General features: G+C 43.2%; 14 protein-coding genes. 13 read left to right on the forward strand and 1 reads right to left on the reverse strand.

What is annotated here, in order from left to right; translation table 11 throughout:
• Window positions 1-5 precede the first annotated feature (5 nt).
• From DWX61_RS01055 to udk, 10 genes are all read left to right on the forward strand, one after another.
• Complete coding sequence (locus DWX61_RS01055) at window positions 6-248, forward strand: DUF6870 family protein (RefSeq protein ID WP_118623332.1); 243 nt, start codon at window positions 6-8, stop codon at window positions 246-248.
• 280 nt (window positions 249-528) lie between these two features.
• Window positions 529-2,202 carry a recombinase family protein gene (locus DWX61_RS01060; protein WP_118623334.1) on the forward strand — a complete coding sequence of 558 codons (1,674 nt, stop codon included), beginning with the start codon at window positions 529-531 and terminating at the stop codon, window positions 2,200-2,202.
• On the forward strand, window positions 2,203-3,855 hold the full coding sequence (locus tag DWX61_RS01065; RefSeq protein ID WP_118623336.1) for a recombinase family protein: 1,653 nt from the start codon (window positions 2,203-2,205) through the stop codon (window positions 3,853-3,855).
• Window positions 3,848-5,419, forward strand: coding sequence for a recombinase family protein (locus tag DWX61_RS01070; protein ID WP_118623338.1), 1,572 nt, complete (start codon window positions 3,848-3,850; stop codon window positions 5,417-5,419). The genes DWX61_RS01065 and DWX61_RS01070 overlap by 8 nt, the downstream gene beginning before the upstream one ends.
• A gap of 136 nt (window positions 5,420-5,555) precedes the next feature.
• Window positions 5,556-5,726, forward strand: a complete 171-nt coding sequence (locus DWX61_RS19140; protein ID WP_270426754.1) for a winged helix-turn-helix transcriptional regulator — start codon at window positions 5,556-5,558, stop codon at window positions 5,724-5,726.
• A gap of 482 nt (window positions 5,727-6,208) precedes the next feature.
• Window positions 6,209-6,811 carry a DUF4428 domain-containing protein gene (locus DWX61_RS01080; RefSeq protein ID WP_118623342.1) on the forward strand — a complete coding sequence of 201 codons (603 nt, stop codon included), beginning with the start codon at window positions 6,209-6,211 and terminating at the stop codon, window positions 6,809-6,811.
• 504 nt (window positions 6,812-7,315) lie between these two features.
• Window positions 7,316-9,280, forward strand: coding sequence for an electron transport complex subunit RsxC (gene rsxC, locus DWX61_RS01085; RefSeq protein WP_118623344.1), 1,965 nt, complete (start codon window positions 7,316-7,318; stop codon window positions 9,278-9,280).
• A gap of 1 nt (window position 9,281) precedes the next feature.
• A complete protein-coding gene (locus tag DWX61_RS01090) occupies window positions 9,282-9,902 on the forward strand; it encodes a methylenetetrahydrofolate reductase C-terminal domain-containing protein (protein WP_118623346.1) in 621 nt (206 codons plus the stop codon).
• 124 nt (window positions 9,903-10,026) lie between these two features.
• The gene (locus tag DWX61_RS01095) at window positions 10,027-10,905 is read left to right on the forward strand and encodes a methylenetetrahydrofolate reductase (RefSeq protein ID WP_118512611.1); all 879 of its coding nucleotides are present in this window, start codon (window positions 10,027-10,029) and stop codon (window positions 10,903-10,905) included.
• A gap of 175 nt (window positions 10,906-11,080) precedes the next feature.
• Window positions 11,081-11,701 (forward strand): uridine kinase, encoded by a 621-nt coding sequence (gene udk, locus DWX61_RS01100; protein ID WP_021976352.1) that lies wholly within the window; start codon window positions 11,081-11,083, stop codon window positions 11,699-11,701.
• Between the two features lie 109 nt (window positions 11,702-11,810).
• Here udk and DWX61_RS01105 read toward each other — a convergent pair whose 3' ends face one another.
• Window positions 11,811-12,944 carry an ROK family transcriptional regulator gene (locus DWX61_RS01105; RefSeq protein WP_118623348.1) on the reverse strand — a complete coding sequence of 378 codons (1,134 nt, stop codon included), beginning with the start codon at window positions 12,942-12,944 and terminating at the stop codon, window positions 11,811-11,813.
• A gap of 325 nt (window positions 12,945-13,269) precedes the next feature.
• Here DWX61_RS01105 and DWX61_RS01110 point away from each other — a divergent pair, with 325 nt between their 5' ends.
• The 3 genes from DWX61_RS01110 to DWX61_RS01120 all read left to right on the forward strand — a co-directional run bounded on the left by DWX61_RS01110 (window position 13,270) and on the right by DWX61_RS01120 (window position 17,562).
• A complete protein-coding gene (locus DWX61_RS01110; protein ID WP_118623350.1) occupies window positions 13,270-14,886 on the forward strand; it encodes a mannitol dehydrogenase family protein in 1,617 nt (538 codons plus the stop codon).
• A gap of 70 nt (window positions 14,887-14,956) precedes the next feature.
• Entirely contained in the window at window positions 14,957-16,315 is a 1,359-nt protein-coding gene (locus tag DWX61_RS01115) for a GntP family permease (protein WP_118623352.1), read from the forward strand.
• Window positions 16,316-16,329: 14 nt separating this feature from the next.
• Window positions 16,330-17,562 (forward strand): PfkB family carbohydrate kinase, encoded by a 1,233-nt coding sequence (locus tag DWX61_RS01120; RefSeq protein WP_118623354.1) that lies wholly within the window; start codon window positions 16,330-16,332, stop codon window positions 17,560-17,562.
• The last annotated feature ends 22 nt before the right edge of the window (window positions 17,563-17,584 follow it).

Below are 17,584 nucleotides of genomic sequence, written 5' to 3' on the forward strand. Positions count from 1 at the left end.
GTATTATGGTGAATCAGTCAGTGTTAGATTCCAGTGTTGATCTGGAACAGTTAAAAGATATTGAAGAATTAACTCCGGATATGGACAGAACGATTTCTGAAAAGGTGGAAACATTTCTGGATAAATCCGGTGATCAGCCATATGCTCATATGAATGAAGGCTATGTGGTGGTTGTGCAAATGACCAGGGAGCTGGAGGCAACGGATGCACTCAGTGATTATCTCAAAAAGCGGATAGAGTGCTATTGATCGCTCAGTAACTGAACACTTGCTGTTCAGGTGCGCAAGAACATGATTCAGGTGTGAGCAGCGCTCCTTTTGCGTAGCAAAACTTTAAATGAGAGCTGCGAATGTTACAGTTCGCAGTTTTCTGTGAACTGTAACAACGGAGTTGATATAGTAGATGAAAGATGAAAAAAATTTTGCGAAGACACAGATGTTATGTTAATGTGAAGTCAGGGAAAATGAAAGTGATACATGGTTTCTGACTTCTACTCGATGGAATTAAGCAAGTTAGGAGCGATGTAAAATGGAACAAATGCAAAAGAACACACCAGATATATACGATGCTGCATTGTATCTTCGACTGTCCAGAGACGATATGGATGATGGCAGTGAGAAGACAGAGAGCAACAGTATTGCAAATCAGAGAGAGCTGCTTCGGAGCTTTGTAAAAAGCCAGCCGGACATTCAGATCTTTGATATATATGTGGATGATGGATATTCAGGTGGAAATTTTGACAGACCTGAGTTCAAGCGAATGACAACTGATATAGAAGCTGGACGAGTAAATTGTGTAATTGTAAAAGACTTGTCTAGATTCGGAAGAGAATATATAGAAGCCGGGCGATGGATCGAAAAGACCTACCCGGCTTTAAATGTGCGTTTTATTTCTGTGACGGATCAGTTTGACAGTAAAATAGCAGATTTTTCAGAGAAGTCATTTGTGGTTCCGATTAAAAATTTTGTAAATGAAAGTTATTGCCGGGACATCTCCGGTAAAGTACGCAGCCACCAGAAAATCAAACGGGAAAAAGGAGAGTTTATCGGGGCATTTGCACCATATGGTTATTGCAAAGATCCGGAAAATAAGAACTGCCTTGTGATTGATGATTATGCCGCAGATATTGTAAGAAAAATATTTGTCTGGAAGATTGAAGGATTCAGTTTCGGTGCGATTGCTGAAAAATTGAATATGCGTCATGTACAATCTCCAAAAGAATACAAGATTGCAAACGGCGAAAATTATAATGCCGGATTTCAGGGGACAGATACACCAAAGTGGTCAGCAGTACAGATTAAAAGGATTCTGACCAATGAAGTGTATATCGGCAATATGGTTCAGGGAAAGCAGGAACGAATCAGCTATAAGGTGAAGAAACGTCTGGATAAACCAGAGTCAGAATGGGTGAAAGTAAAAAATACACATCCGGCAATCATCAAGCAGAGTGATTTTGATGTAGTACAGAAACTGCTCCAATATGATGGCAGAGCATCAAAGACATTAGACAGTGCCAGTTTTTTTGCAGGCTTTATCTTCTGCGGAGATTGTGGAGTACCGATGATACGCAGAGTGAACCGATATAAAGGAAAAGAAAAGGCTTTTTATATCTGTCAGACGAAGAACAAAGGCGGAGACTGCACCAGACACAGCATACCGGAGGAAGTGCTGAAAAAAATTGTCTTGAAAGAAATCCAGATGTATACAGCACTTTTTGTAGATTATGAGATGATCATGGAAGAACTTCAGCAAATGGAAGTCAGCTACGACCAGGTAATCAGTTATGATACACAGATCGCAAAATTGCAGGAAGAATACAACAAATGTTACAGCATAAAAGTATCTCTAGCGGATGATTTGAAATCTGGGATGATTACCAAAGAGGAGTTTGATGAGTTTCGTGAAAGTTACGGTAAAAAGTGTGAAGAACTGGATCAGATGATAGAACATCAGAAAAAACTGGTAAAGCAGATGTTTGAAGGTGGTGTTTCTGCAAAAGTTCAGTTAGAAGACTGGAAGAAATCTCTGGAGATCAAAGAGCTGGATCGTACCTTACTGGCACTGACAGTAGATAAAATCTACATTTATGAGAACAAGCAGATTAAAATCCGGATTCGTTATCAGGATGTGATTGAAAAAATGAAAGTCATAAAAAGATTTTATACAGAACATCAGGATGAGTACAGAAAAGAGGTGGGATAAGTGGCAAGGACAGCAAGAAGATATGAGAAAAGGACAGAAAAGAAAAGTTATCAGATTCCAGTGTGTATGGCTGCGATTTATGCCAGATTATCCGTAGATACAGACGAAAGAAAGTCAGAATCTATCGAAACGCAGGTGACGCTGATCAAAGAGTTTGTTGACAGGCACAATGCGGAAGCAAATAAAGAGTATGAACTGGTTGTGTATGATATTTATTCTGATCTGGGAAAAACCGGAACTAATTTTGAGAGAGCCGGATTTGAACGAATGATGGATGATGTCAGAGCAGGAAAAGTAAACTGTATTCTTGTAAAAGATTTTTCCAGATTTGGCAGGAATTATATAGAAACAGGAAATTATCTGGAAAAGATATTGCCTTTTATGAAAGTGCGTTTTATTTCTGTATGTGACCACTATGATTCATTTGCACCGAATGCGAAAAATCAGGAATTATCCATGAATATCAAGAATCTGGTAAATGATGCCTATGCAAAGGACATTTCCGCAAAGGAACGGGCAGCAAAGCGAACAGCACAGAAAAATGGGGAGTATGTTGGAGCAACAGCTCCGTATGGATATTGCTGTGAGAAGATAAATGGAATCTATAAACTGGTCAAAGAGCCGGAATCTGCAAAGATTGTGCAGCGGATATTTGCGGAATATGCTTCCGGTAAGGAGATTCAGCAGATTATAGACGGATTGTTTGAGGATAGTGTACACCGGATTTCTGATTATAATCATTATCATCATGTGTACTGGCAGGAAGGTGAAACTCTGCACCAGTGGGGAAATTCCTCTGTTCGTGCAGTACTGAACAGGCATAACTATTATGGAGATCTGGTACAGCGAAAATACGAATCCAGGTTTGTAAAAGGTGAAAAAGGGTGTGATGTGCTGGATGAAAGTCAGTGGATTGTTACTCCCAATGCTCATGAACCGATTATCAGCAGAGAACTGTTTGAAAAAGTACAGATCCGGTTAAAAGTGGCACAAGAAGCCAGAAGCACAGTAGTAGGATGGGAAGATGATGAAAGAGCTTTTTACAATGTGTTTTATTGCGGTGACTGTAAGCGGAAAATGTGTACAAGGAGATCAAGAGGCAGTGTGTTTTACTTTTGCAATGCGGCTCAGTACCGTGATGAAAGAAAATGCAGTCATAAATCTATTTCAGAAAATACGGTACAGAAAATCGTTTGCTCAGAACTGACCAGACAAATGCAATTAGCAGGATTTAAGAAAAAAGATATGTCGGCAATGAGTAATGATATATTTTCGGCTAAGATTCTGGAAATTCAGAATGAAATCAAAAAGCTGGATGCAGAGGTGGAACAACGCTCCGAAAAACTTGCTCAGACATTTATGCAATATAAGGATGAAAAACTTTCCAGAGAAACTTATATGGAAATGCGTGAGGAGCGTAACAACTGGAAAATATTCTGTGAAGAAAGAAAAGAGACACTGGAACAAATGATCCGAAGATTGCAGAAACAGCAAAAGGAAGAAACCAGATTTTTACGAAATCTTCTGGATCTGGAAGGGACAACAAAAATCAATGCGGAGCTTGCGAAAGCACTGATTGAAAGTATGTACCTGTATGGTGATGGCAGACTGGAAATCAATTTTCGATTTAAGGGGGCGATAGAACATGAATGATCAGAAAATGCTGATCGGATATTATCGTCTTTCGTTGGAGGATGGCTCTGCTGGGGAAAGTAACAGTATCATCAACCAGAGAAAATTGGTGAAAGATTATATTTCTCATATTCCGGAGCTGGCTGAACTGCCTTTTCAGGAGTTTTATGATGATGGCTATTCTGGTTCCAGTATGGAACGGCCGGGAATACAACAGGTCTTGGAATTGGCAAGAAATGAGCAGGTACAGTGTATTGTTGTAAAAGATTTTTCACGTTTTTCCAGAGACTATATTGAAATGGGAACGTATCTGGAGCAGATTTTCCCATTTTTGGGAATAAGGTTTATCTCTGTTTCCGATCATTATGATTCTAAGGATTATAAAGGAAAATGTTCGGACATTGAAGTACAGTTTAAAGGTCTGATAGCAGATTTTTATGTGAAAGATCAGTCCGTTAAGGTGAAATCGGCAGTCAGCACAAAAAGAAGTAATGGGGAGTATTGCTGTGGCTCTGCACCTTATGGCTACCGGATAAATCCAGAGAACAAAAAAAAACTGTTGATTGTGGAAGGAGAAGCGGAGATTATCCGCAGAGTATTTGAATTGACGAATCAGCGGTATTCAAAGCTGGATATTTGCAGGCTATTTAACGAAGAAGGCGTTCTTACACCATTGCAGTCTATGAGCAGGAGACAGAAATCAGACAGTAAGAAAGCATCTTCGAGAGGCTTGCAATGGACAAGTGATATGGTGCGAAAGATTCTGAATGATAAGAACTATATCGGCTGTATGGTCTATGGAAAAACCAAAATCCCAGATCCCGGCACAGGAAAAGAAGTTTCTGTGCCACGAAGTGAATGGAAGATATTGGAAAATCACCATGAACCAATCGTATCAAAAGAAATCTTTGAGAAAGCACAGTCCCTGCAGATCAGGTATAACAAAAAGAGTAAATTCAATAAGGACACCACTTTGTTAAGTGGATATTTGAAATGCGGAAATTGCAGAAGAAATCTGACCGGAAGCAACCGAGTACATGGGCATATCCTGTATAGTTGTGCATATAGCCAGGGAAAAGAAGATACTGGGTGCTTTGCCGGAAAAGCGGATGACAAAATACTGGAGCATATGGTTCTGGAAGAAATAAAGGCATACTTACGCCAGAATATCAGCCAGGAACAGATGCAGCAATCCATGAGAAAACAGCATGAAGATAACATTACAGCATATAAGGCAGAATGTGCTGACTGCGGAAGACGACAGGAGCAGATCAAGGCTCAGAACCAACAGAACTATGAGAAGTACCATGAAGGGCAGATGAGCCGGGATGAGTTCTTGAGTGAAAAGAAGCAGCTAGAGGAAGAAAGGGAACGTCTGCAAAGACGAAAGAAAGAACTGGAAGAACTGATCAGCGGCGAGAAAGAAATCCTGCTGAAGAAGAATATTCCGGTGGAACAGATGATGGAGTTTCTGGGGTATGAGAAACTGATAGAAGAGATGCTTGAAAAGTATGTGGATGGGATATATGTGTATGACGACGGACGGGTGGAGGTGGAGTGGAAAAGCACTTACCTAAATTTGTAGCAATAATGTAACGTACTCTAAAAATATTTTTCATATATCAGAACATTTTATAAAAGTTGAATTTCCATTTTCACTGCCAAAAGACAATGCAATCATTGCCAATGGCAATGAAATTGGCGATGATAATTTGGAACTAATGAAGATTCTGAAAATATTAGAGGAAAATGCTTCTATCACAGCAAAGCAAATGGCAGAACAGATGGGTATAAGTACGAGAAAGGTTAGTCGTCTTATAAAAGTGTTAAAAGAAAGTAAAAAAATCGTCAGAATAGGATCTGACAGAAAAGGATATTGGAAAATCCAATAGAGAAGGGGGTTTTTATGTTCTGGAGAAGAAATGGTGTGGATACAGCACCAAGGTATAAAAAATATATTCCGTATTGGGTATGATTTAAGTTTCGCTAAGCTTGATTTGATAGGTTGGCTATAGTGGTAATAATGCGACATTGTTGCTGTATAAATGTAGCAATGACGTTACATCCTACCCACTGATTTTGTGACAACAATATAACGTCCTCCGTTCTAAAACAACGATTTTATGGGAAAAATCGAAGGAAAAAAGGTCAAAAAGTTTGTAGCAATGACTTGACATCCTCGGGGAGACTTTGTCTGGAAAGGAGCCTGCCAGATTAAAATATTGTACTTAGTGGCATTGTTACAATCCTGAGATCCTTCCATTGATGCGGAGATGAATTCAGTTACTGTCAGAGGTGCTAGTGCAAATATTGAAGCATTCACGCATAATGTAGATAAACAAAAACACAAATATAAAAAGAAGGAGGATAGGGTATGGGATTATTTGATAAGAAGATCTGTGATATCTGTGGAGAGAAAATAGGTTTATTGGGCAACAGAAAACTGGATGACGGGAATCTGTGTAAGGATTGTGCAAAAAAATTGTCACCATGGTTTGAAGACCGGCGGCACAGTACGGTAGAGGATATTCATGATGGGCTGAGTGCCGGAAAGATCATCAAGGAAAAATATCCATATACAAAGGTATTGGTTGTTACTTCGCTGATCGATCCCAAGGTGCTGGAAAGAGCAAAGAGCGGATGTGCAGACAGTCTATGGTATAAGGATCACGGTGAAGAGGAAATACGGAGTGTGATCTGCAGAACGTTAAATGGGGAGCATGTATTTCCGGATGTGGCACCGGAGGTGGAACTTAACTGGATCACAAGCGGTGATATCAGTCCCAGACAGCTGGAGATGCTGCGTCTGTATATTCATGGGATGTCATATTCCGAGATTGCAAGGAAAATGGACTGTTCTGCTTCCGGGGTGAGATGGAATTTTCAGGAAATGATCGCCAAGGCGGGATACAGCTGCAAAGAGGATCTGATAGCAGCTGCACCGGAAAGTAAACTGATCGTAACCACACTGAAATAGAAGATCCACAGAATGCAGAAATATATTCAGACAGAGAAGGAAAATATATTATGATCACTGCACCGGACAGCGTCTTACCCCATGACAAAAGACACCTTTCGGATCTGCCCTGTTAAAAGTAAAATCTTTGTGCAATATGCTCAATGCATAAAAAGGATATTTTATAAACAAAATTATATAAGTTGCACACAACTAACGCATGCAGCATAACAGAAGTTGTACAAATATCCGTACACCCATAGACGATTGGGATGAAATCATAGAATAAATTTATAAAAATAGCTAATAAAACTGGATAATATGTTCAAATTATGGTACATTTATTGTAGCAGTCAGAGGAAATACTGCGGCCTTTTTTTGGACCGGGATTTTTGAAGGGCTGAACAAATAACAAAGAACTTATTTATTTGGTTTTATTGTTTCTTTCCTGGGAGTGCAGAGAAGGAGGGAACGGATAAGAGCAGATAATCATAAGGATATAATCTTTATAAGGAAGGTGAGCAATTGGAAAACTATACTAAGTACAAGCTGAAAAGCAGTGATGAGCTTGCATCAGTGCTAAACGGCAGGGACAATCTGTTTGTAATCGCCTGTAACAAGTGTTTCAAGGAATTTGAGACCGTTGACGAACCGGATTGCGAGGAATTCCTGAAATTTGCTGCGGAGCAGGGAAAAACCGTCACAGGCAGTGCGAAATTCGATTTTCTGTGCAACAAGATGCACACAGAAAGAAAATTACAGGATCTGCTGCCGGAAGGTACAGAGAATGTAGTTGTGATCTCCTGCGGTCTTGGTATCCAGACTGTTGCAGATCTGGCCGGTAAGCCGGTGATCGCAGCAAGTAATACCCTTAACTACAGAGGTCATCACGGCATGGCACTTACCAAAAAGAGCTGTGATGCATGTGCACAGTGCTATCTGAACATTACCGGAGGCGTCTGTCCTATCGTCGACTGTTCCAAGAGTCTTGTGAACGGACAGTGCGGCGGAGCAAAGAACGGAAAATGTGAAGTGGATCCTAACAAGGACTGCGCATGGGAGAAGATCTACCAGAGACTGGCAAAACAGGGGCGTCTCGAAGAGTTCCTGAACCAGCCGGTACAGGTACGTGATTATTCCAAGGTTAACTTTAAGGTGATCAATGATTACGTGAAGTCTATCAGAGAGGACAGACTGAACGGATACTATGGTGGCGTTCATCCGTCAGAGCACAAGGAATTCAGTGAGCATATCGATCTGAAGAAATTCCCGGATCCGAAGACTGTTGTGATCTCCATGTCCCAGCATCTTGGTGCACCTGCCAACCCGATCGTGGAAGTAGGCGACACGGTAAAGGTTGGACAGAAGATCGGAGAAGCTGCCGGATTTATCAGCGCACCGGTACATTCCAGTGTAAGCGGAACCGTAGTTGCGGTTGAGCCACGTATGCATGGTACAAGAGGCAGTGAGGTGATGGCAGTTGTCATCGAATCCGACGGAAAAAATACTCTGCACGAATCCGTACAGCCACATAAAGCCCTGGACGAACTTACACCGGATGAGATCATTGAGATCGTAAAAGATGCCGGAATCGTTGGTATGGGTGGTGCAGGTTTCCCGACCTGTGTCAAACTGAAACCTGCGAAGCCGGTTGATACCATCCTTCTCAACGGATGTGAGTGTGAGCCATATTTAACAGCAGACCATAAGGTTCTCCTTGAGTTTGCTGATGATATTATTTTCGGTCTGAAAGCGATCCTTAAGACAACAGGTGCTGAGAAGGGCATCATTGTCATCGAGGATAACAAGCAGGATGCGATCGAATTGATGCAGAAAAAAGTTGCCGATATCGAAAATATGGAAGTTTTTGTTGCAAGAACCAAATACCCGCAGGGCGCTGAGAAAACTCTCATCAAGCGCGTCATGGACAGAAAGGTTCCAAGCGGCGGTCTTCCGGCAGACGTTGGCGTTATCGTAGATAATATCAGTACTGTAAAAGCGATCTCCGATGCGATTCAGAAGGGTATGCCGCTGATCGAGCGTGTTGCAACCGTAACAGGCGAGAAGATCAAGAATCCTGGCAACTTTATCATCAAGATCGGTACCAGCGTAAAAGAGCTGATCGATTACTGCGGTGGATTTACAGATGACGATGTTCTGGTCAAGATGGGCGGACCTATGATGGGATTCCCTCTGAACACTCTGGAGGTACCTATGATGAAGGGCTCCAATGGTATCATCGCTATTGATACAGATGAGACCAAAGAGCAGCCATGTATCAAGTGCGGACGCTGTGTGGACGTATGTCCGATGGAACTTTCTCCTCTGTATTTCGTAAAATATGCGAAAGAAGAGAACTGGCAGGGTATGAAGGACATGAATGTCATGGACTGTGTTGAGTGCAGATGCTGTCAGTATATCTGTTCTTCCAAGATTCCGATCATTAACAGTATCAAAGCCGGAAAAAATGCAGTAAGGGGGATGAAGTGATATGTTGATTACCCAGTTAAAAGCAAAAGAAACTATCGTATCACTGGCAGCCGGAAAGAAAGTTTTTATCATCAACTGCCATGGATGCAAGGAAGTTCGTTTTCCGGAAAAAGAAGCTGTTGAACTTCAGAAGGAGCTTTCCGCTGAAGGAAATGTGACAGGGATCATGACAACGGATTATATCTGTAATCCGGAAAATATGCAGTTACGTCTTCAGAAACACATGGATAAGATCAAGGAAGCGGATCTGATTCTGGTATTCTCCTGTGGTGTTGGTGTACAGACCATCGCAGAATATCTGGAAGACAAGATGGTATGCGCAGCCTGCGATACATACCCGGTACCTGGTTTCCAGGGTGTAACACCGTTAGAATATAAATGTGACCAGTGTGGTGAGTGTTATCTGAACCTTACCGGCGGGATCTGCCCGATCACAGCATGCTCCAAGAGTCTTGTCAACGGCCAGTGCGGCGGTTCCAAGAATGGTAAATGCGAAGTGGACAGTGACATGGAGTGTGGATGGGAGCGCATCTACAGACGTCTGAAAGAGATCGGACGCCTTGACGCACTGAAATGCCCGACACAGATCCATAATTTCGCTACAGATGATGAAGTGAAATAATAAGCAAAGATTTATTAAGAAGCCAAATTAAATTATGATACGGTTCACCGGAAGTATTCCGCAAGGTATGTTGCAGAGCAGGTGGACCGTACCCCAAATTTTAAATGATTGGAGCAAATATAATATGAAAATGAAAGAATTATTCGACCGTGGTGAATTTGTAGTTTCTGCAGAAGTAGGACCGCCAAAAGGGATCCATGTAGATGAACTGGTAGAAGAAGCCAAAACTTATCTCAAAGGCGTTCATGCAGTCAATGTAACAGATAACCAGTCTTCTGTTATGCGTCTTGGATCTCTTGCAATGTGTAAAGTTCTCAAGGACGCCGGAATGGATCCGATCTTCCAGCTTGCATGCCGTGACAGAAACCGTATCGCACTGGAGTCTGATCTTTTAAGTGCTGCTATGCTTGGTATTGAGAACATCCTCTGTCTGACAGGTGACCATACGAAGATGGGCGATCATCCGCAGGCAAAACCGGTATTCGATCTTGATTCTGTATCTCTTCTTCATACAGTACAGCTTCTTGAGTCCGGTGTAGATCTTGGAGGAAACCCGTTGGTTGGTGAGCCTCCGAAATTCTCCAAGGGTGCCGTTGTATCTCCATGCAGCGATTCCGTTGACGCTCAGCTTGCAAAGATGGAAAGAAAGGTTGCTGCAGGTGCAGACTACTTCCAGACACAGGCTGTATTTGAGCCGGAGAAATTCATCAAATTTATGGAAAAAGCAAAACAGTTCGGAAAACCTGTACAGGTTGGTATCATCATTCCGAAATCCGCCGGAATGGCTAAGTTCATGAACAATAACGTAGCCGGCATCCATGTTCCGGATGAGATGATCGAGGAGCTGAAAGCAGACAAAGAGAAAACAAAAGCCGGTATCACAGGTGTTGAGATCGCTGCACGTATCATCAAAGAGTGCAAGCCATACTGCCAGGGTGTACATATCATGGCACTTGGATGGGAATCCAAGATCCCGGCACTTCTGGAGCAGGCTGAGATCTGATCAGAACGATTGCTTTATAAAAAATAATCAGAAAAGCTGTCCGGAACCGGATGCAGGAGATGCACACCGACCGGGCAGCTTTTGTGTAAGAAAAAGCTTCTCTATACGGAAAAACTCTTCGGGAAGCCTGCGTGATCCACAGCGGAAGAATTCTAGCTTAAGAGGTAAAGAGACGATGGAAAGTATTATTATCGGGATCGCCGGAGGATCAGGCTCCGGCAAATCTACATTTACAAACAGACTGAAGAAGCATTTCGGAGACGATGTGGTGGTGATCTATCATGATAATTACTACCGCAGACAGGACGGAATTCCTTTTGAAGAACGTGTGAAGGTGAATTACGATCACCCGGATTCACTGGAAACAGATCTTCTGGTAGAGCATCTCAAAGAACTCAAGGAGGGCAAAACCATCCAATGTCCGGTATACGATTACAGTCAGCACAACCGCTCCGACAAAGTGCTGAAGATCGAACCAAGACCGGTCATTCTGGTAGAGGGAATCCTGCTTCTTGCAGATCCGCGTATCCGAGATCTTCTGGATATCAAGGTTTATGTGGAAGCAGATGCAGATGAGAGGATCTTAAGACGGATCTCCAGAGATGTGGAGGAACGTGGACGGGATTTAAACGGAATCATCGATCAGTATCTTACCACAGTAAAACCGATGCATTATCTGTACGTGGAGCCCACACGGGCGAAAGCAGATATTGTGATCAACAGCGGTAAGAATAATGTGGCCTTTGATCTGTTTGTATCAAAGATCGGGCAGCTGTTGAAAGAACTGAAAAAATAATAAGTAAAATAAAAAGCATGTCATACTCTAGGACAGAGCGGATCAGGTTATATCCGTCTGGCTGTGTATGACATGCTTTTTTGACCGGTTCAGGTGAATATGTCTGTATTCACACGCTCTGTGTAAATTTCTCCACATAATATAAAGCTGCACCAATGGCAGGTGTATACTGCCCGTGGGTGCCGACCAGAATCTGGCTTCTGTCCAGGGTGAATGGTGCGTCTGTGTTGATGTGTTCTAACAGATAATTAATATCTTCTTCTGTAAAATAAGGTGCCAGATATCCGCTGATGATGATCGGTGCATCGATGATCAGGTTCAGATTTTTCATGGCAAAGGCCAGATGGTTCAGATAATCTTCCCAGTGCTTAGCAAGCCGGGGGGATTTTTTTTCGCGGAGCAGAGGGAAAAATTCCTTCACAGGCATCCTGGCAGACTGTTCCAGAGCGTTGGCAGAGCAGTAGGTTTCCAGACAGCCGTGGTTTCCGCAGTAACATAAAGGGCCGTCAGGATTGACGCACATATGCTCAAGGGTTCCGCTGTGCATGGAACTTCCCTGATGAATCTGATGATTGGTTATAATGGCACCGCCCAGGTTTCGGTTCAGAAGGAACACGACAGCACTGTCAAGCTCCGGGTGATTCCACAGCTCCAGAAAAGCGGCGGATTTGGAATCATGTTCCAGATGGCAGGGGTAAGGAAGATGCCGGGAAAAATCCTCCAGCTTCATTCCGGTATTGTTCATGATGTTTCCGTAGATCACAGTGGAATTATCCGGAGAAGTGATCCCCTGTGTGGCAATGGAAATACCCAGGATCTTTTCTTTCGGATAGTGATTTTCTGCGATGAATTTCCGTACTTTATCGGTCAGCTGGCTGTAATATTCTTCTGTGTTGGAATAGGGAAGAGCAATGGTTTCTGTATAAAAGGCATTTCCATATAAGTCGATTGCTGTGATATGGAACATGTTTTTCAGGATCCCGATTCCAATGGAAATCCGGAAATCCGAGACGATCTGGATGGCCTGAGCTTTCCTGCCTCCTGTGGAATCAAAATATCCGTTTCTGTCAATAAGCCCTTCTTTTTCCAGCAGGTTCAGGTTCTGACTTACTGTGGAAAGCCCCATCTGAAGGTCCTGGACGATCTGCATTTTGGAAGTCTGGCGTGTTTTGTATATATATTGGTAAACCTTGGAACGGTTTATTTTCTTTAAATTGATGGTGGTTAATCCTTTTTCACTCATGAGATTCTCCTGATAAAAGTAATTATAGATATGTTTAAGTTTTAAATGTATTTTAGTATAAATTTGCAGGAAATGCAATGTCAGCGCATGAAGCAGAGCAGAACAAAAGTTTTTTCGAGGAATAATAAGTAACAGTATATGGATTGGCAAAGAATATATGTCTTGTGCATAAGTAAAAGTAAACAAAAATATAAGAGCAAAATTAGGTGTTTTGTCAATGGATTTTTAAAAAAAATAGTTTTATACTCTACTTACAGTTAAGAGATAAGCATAAGTAAAAACTTAAACAATGACGAAATAGAAGAAAACAGGGAGGTTCAAGATTATGAAATTAACAAGAAATGGAATCAAGGAACGTGAAGCATGGAAGAAAGCAGGCATCGATCTTCCGGGATACGATGTAGAGGCTGTGACTGAGAAAGCGAAGAAGGAGCCTGGCTGGGTACATTTCGGAATCGGAAATATTTTCCGTGTATTTATCGGCGGCATCGCAGATGGTCTTCTGGAAGAGGGAGTTCTTGACAGAGGGATCACATGTGTAGAGACCTTTGATTATGATGTAGTAGACAAGATTTACGATCCATACGACAACCTTGGTTTAAATGTTATCCTTCACGGTGACGGAACCCGTGAGTACAAAGTTCTTGGGGCACTTGCAGAAGCAGTGAAAGCACAGTCTTCTGATGTTGGACAATGGAACCGCCTGAAAGAAATTTTTGCGGCTAAATCCTTGCAGTTGGTTTCCTTCACTATCACAGAGAAGGGTTATGCACTCCGGAAAGCAGACGGAACATGGTTCCCGTTTGTGGAAGCAGATATTAAAAACGGACCGGATAAGGCGACGGGAGCAATGGCAGTTCTTGTGGCTATGCTGAATGAAAGATATAAAGCAGGGAAATATCCGATCGCCCTGGTATCCATGGACAACTGCTCACAGAACGGCGCCAAGCTTCGTGAGTCCGTGCTGACTATGACAGAGGAATGGCATAAAGCGGGCTTCGTAGATGATGGCTTCGTAGATTATGTAACGGATGAGAAGGTGGTTGCATTCCCGTGGACCATGATCGACAAGATCACACCTCGTCCAAGCGAGCAGATCGCAGCAGACCTTGAGAACCTGGGCGTTGAAGATATGCAACCGGTGATCACAGGAAAGAAAACATACATTGCACCATTTGTTAATGCTGAGAAGCCACAGTATCTTGTTATCGAGGACAGCTTCCCCAACGGACGCCCTGCTTTGGAAAAAGGCTTCGGCGTATACATGGCAGACAGAGATACCGTCAATCTCTCCGAGAGAATGAAAGTAACCGTCTGCCTGAATCCGGTACATTCCGCAACCGGCCCTCTTGGTGTGGTACTTGGATATGATCTCTTTGCACATATGCTGAACACCAACGAAGATATGATGAAAATGGCCCGTATGGTTGCTTATGACGAGGGACTTCCGGTAGTTGCAGATCCTGGAATCCTTTCCCCACAGGCATTTGTGGACGAGCTCTTTAATGACCGTTTCCCGAATGAGTATCTTGGAGACACCAACCTCCGTCTGGCTGTAGATGTATCCCAGATGGTTGGAATCCGTTTCGGTGAGACTGTAAAAGCATATGTGAAAAAATTCGGAGATGCTTCCAGACTGACAGCAATTCCCCTTGGAATCGCCGGATGGCTGAGATATATGCTGGCTGTAGATGACGAAGGAAACAAATTTGAGCTTGCCCCGGACCCGATGAATGAGGAAATCACAGATCAGCTTGGAGACATCGTGATCGGTAAACCGGAGACATTCAAAGATCAGCTGAAACCGATCCTCTCCAACGAAAGACTGTTCTTTACAGATCTTTACAAAGATGGTGTGGGTGAAAAGATCGAGGACATGTTCCGCGAGATGATCGCAGGACCGGGAGCTGTAAAGGCAACTATTCATAAATATGTAAAATGAAACATCAGAGTTCAAAAGTCAGACAGCAATCCGTAAGTAGTGAATAAAGAGAAATGAGGTAAATGGAAAGATGACAGAACCGGTATTTGCGGCAGATTCGTTAAGACTGTTGATCGCGGCAGCAGCAGGGATTTTATTATTATTGTTACTTATCATAAAATTTAAGATTCACCCGGTTTTATCCCTGTTGATCGCTGCACTGGTTATCGGGCTTGGTGCCGGAATGCCGGTTCCAACGCTGGTAAGCACTGTGGAAAACGGCGCAGGAGAAACCTTACAGGGAATCATACTCCTGATCGGACTGGGCTCTCTGTTCGGTGGGATATTGGAAGTGTCCGGCGGCGCACAGTGCGTTGCCCAGACACTGATAAACAAATTTGGTGAGAAAAAAGCGGGGATCGCTCTTGGAATCACAGGACTTGTGGTAGGAACTACGGTATTCTTTGAGGCAGGCGTTGTGATCCTGATCCCTCTGGCATTCGGACTTGCGAAGAAAACAAAGAAATCTACTTTATATTATGTGATACCTCTTCTCGCCGGACTTGCCACCGGATTTGCATTTATACCGCCATCAGCAGGATCTGTTCTGGTGGCAAATATGCTGAATGTGGATCTCGGAGTGATGATCGCGGTAGGTGTGCCTGTGGGTATTTTATCATTGATTTTTGCAGGAATCTTATGGTCCAAATTTATCGGCAAAAAGATCAACACAGGGCTTCCCTCCAATATCCAGGAGGTACGTGAGGAGGAAGAAGCCAATCTGCCGAAGTTTTCTACAGTATTATGTATCATTCTTGTTCCGCTGGTATTGATCCTGTGCAATACAGTTTCTGAATACATTCCGGGAATCGACGCGGCACGTCCTGTTCTGGAATTTCTGGGAACACCTTTTGTGGCACTGATCATAGCAGTATTGCTTGCCATGTATTTTCTCGGAAAGAAGCAGGGCTATAATGGAGAGCAGCTTAAGAAAATCCTGGATCGTTCTCTGAAGCCTACCGGACAGATCCTTCTGGTCATCACTGGTGGAGGTATCATCCGCTGGGTTCTTCAGGACTGCGGTATGGGAAACATTATAGGACCTGCCCTGGAAAAAAGCGGACTTCCGCTTGTACTGGTCGCATTTCTTATTGCAGCTCTGATCCGCGCATCTGTTGGTGCGGCAGTTGTGGCTATGACAATGGCAGCAGGAATTATGGCTGCTATGCCCGGAGTTGCAGACCTGTCACCGGTTTATCTGGCAGCAATGGTCTGTGCCATCAACGGCGGTGCAACGGCATTCAGCCATGTAAATGATTCCGGATTCTGGCTGGTAAGCTCTCTTCTGGAGATTGATGAAAAAACAACCTTAAAATCCTGGACAATGATGGAAACTATCGTAGGAGTAACAGGCCTGGTTTGTGCTGTTGTGATCAGCCTGTTTGCATAGGAGAGTGGACAAAAATGATAGTAAAAGTAATTTTAGGCACAATGCAGAATGCAAGAAAGTTGGTAAGTATTGCAGAATCCATCCCATGTGATGTAGAATTATGTTATGGCCGTTATGTTGTAAATGCAAAGTCTATGCTTGGGGTCTTAAGTATGCCTGAGTTTGACGGGGGAGAGCTTCATGTACATACAGATAATGAGAAAGAATGTGAGAAGATCCTTTTTCAGCTGCTTGATCAGAACCTTCTTGTGGACACAGGAGATGCTGTGAAAAGATCCATCTATGATATCACAACCTTTGGTGAGATCCTGATCGATTTTACTTCTCGGGATATTAATGAGGACGGACAGATGCTGTATGCCAGAAATCCGGGCGGTGCACCAGCCAATGTTGCAGTTGCAGCCAGCAGACTGGGAGCTCATACGGCATTTATCGGTAAAGCAGGAAAAGACATGCACGGAAAGTTCCTGAAATCTGTTCTTGAGAAAGAAAGCGTGGATACCAAGGGTATGCTTCTGGACGAAAATTATTTTACTACCCTGGCTTTTGTGGAAGTCAGGGAGACCGGAGAGAGGACTTTCTCTTTTGCAAGAAAACCGGGAGCGGATACGAAGATCCAGAAGGAAGAAGTGGACGTGGATGTGCTGGATCATACCCATATTTTTCATGTTGGATCATTGTCCCTGACGGATCAGCCTGCAAGAGATACCACGTTTTATGCGGTAAAAAGAGCGAAAAACAAGGGCAGCGTGATTTCTTACGATCCCAATTACCGTGCATCTCTGTGGCCGGATGAAAAAACTGCCAAAAAACATATGAGAAGTCTGGTACCCTATGTGGATCTCATGAAGATTTCAGATGAGGAAACCGAGCTTCTGACAGATCATAAGGATGTCCGGGAAGCAGCGAAGACACTGTATGAGCAGGGCGTGAAAGTCGTGGTAGTTACTCTTGGCGGTGAAGGAGCTTATATTTACAGCAAAGATGGAGGCTGTATGGTGCCGGGCTTTTCAGTGAAACAGATTGCAGATACGAACGGAGCCGGTGATTCCTTCTGGGGAGGATTCCTGTATAAGGTCAGCACATCGGAGAAACAGCCGGACGAGCTGACACAGGAGGAACTGAAGGAATTTGCACGTTTCGGTAATGCGGTGGCCAGTCTATGCGTGGAGAAAAAAGGTGCGATCCCGGCAATGCCGGAGCTTGCACAGGTGGAACGCAGAATTGCAGAGGAATCGTATTCATAAACCTGTAGCAGAGTTATATCTA

This window comes from Ruminococcus sp. AF20-12LB (assembly GCF_003478985.1).
In the GTDB taxonomy this organism is placed as follows: domain Bacteria; phylum Bacillota; class Clostridia; order Lachnospirales; family Lachnospiraceae; genus Blautia_A.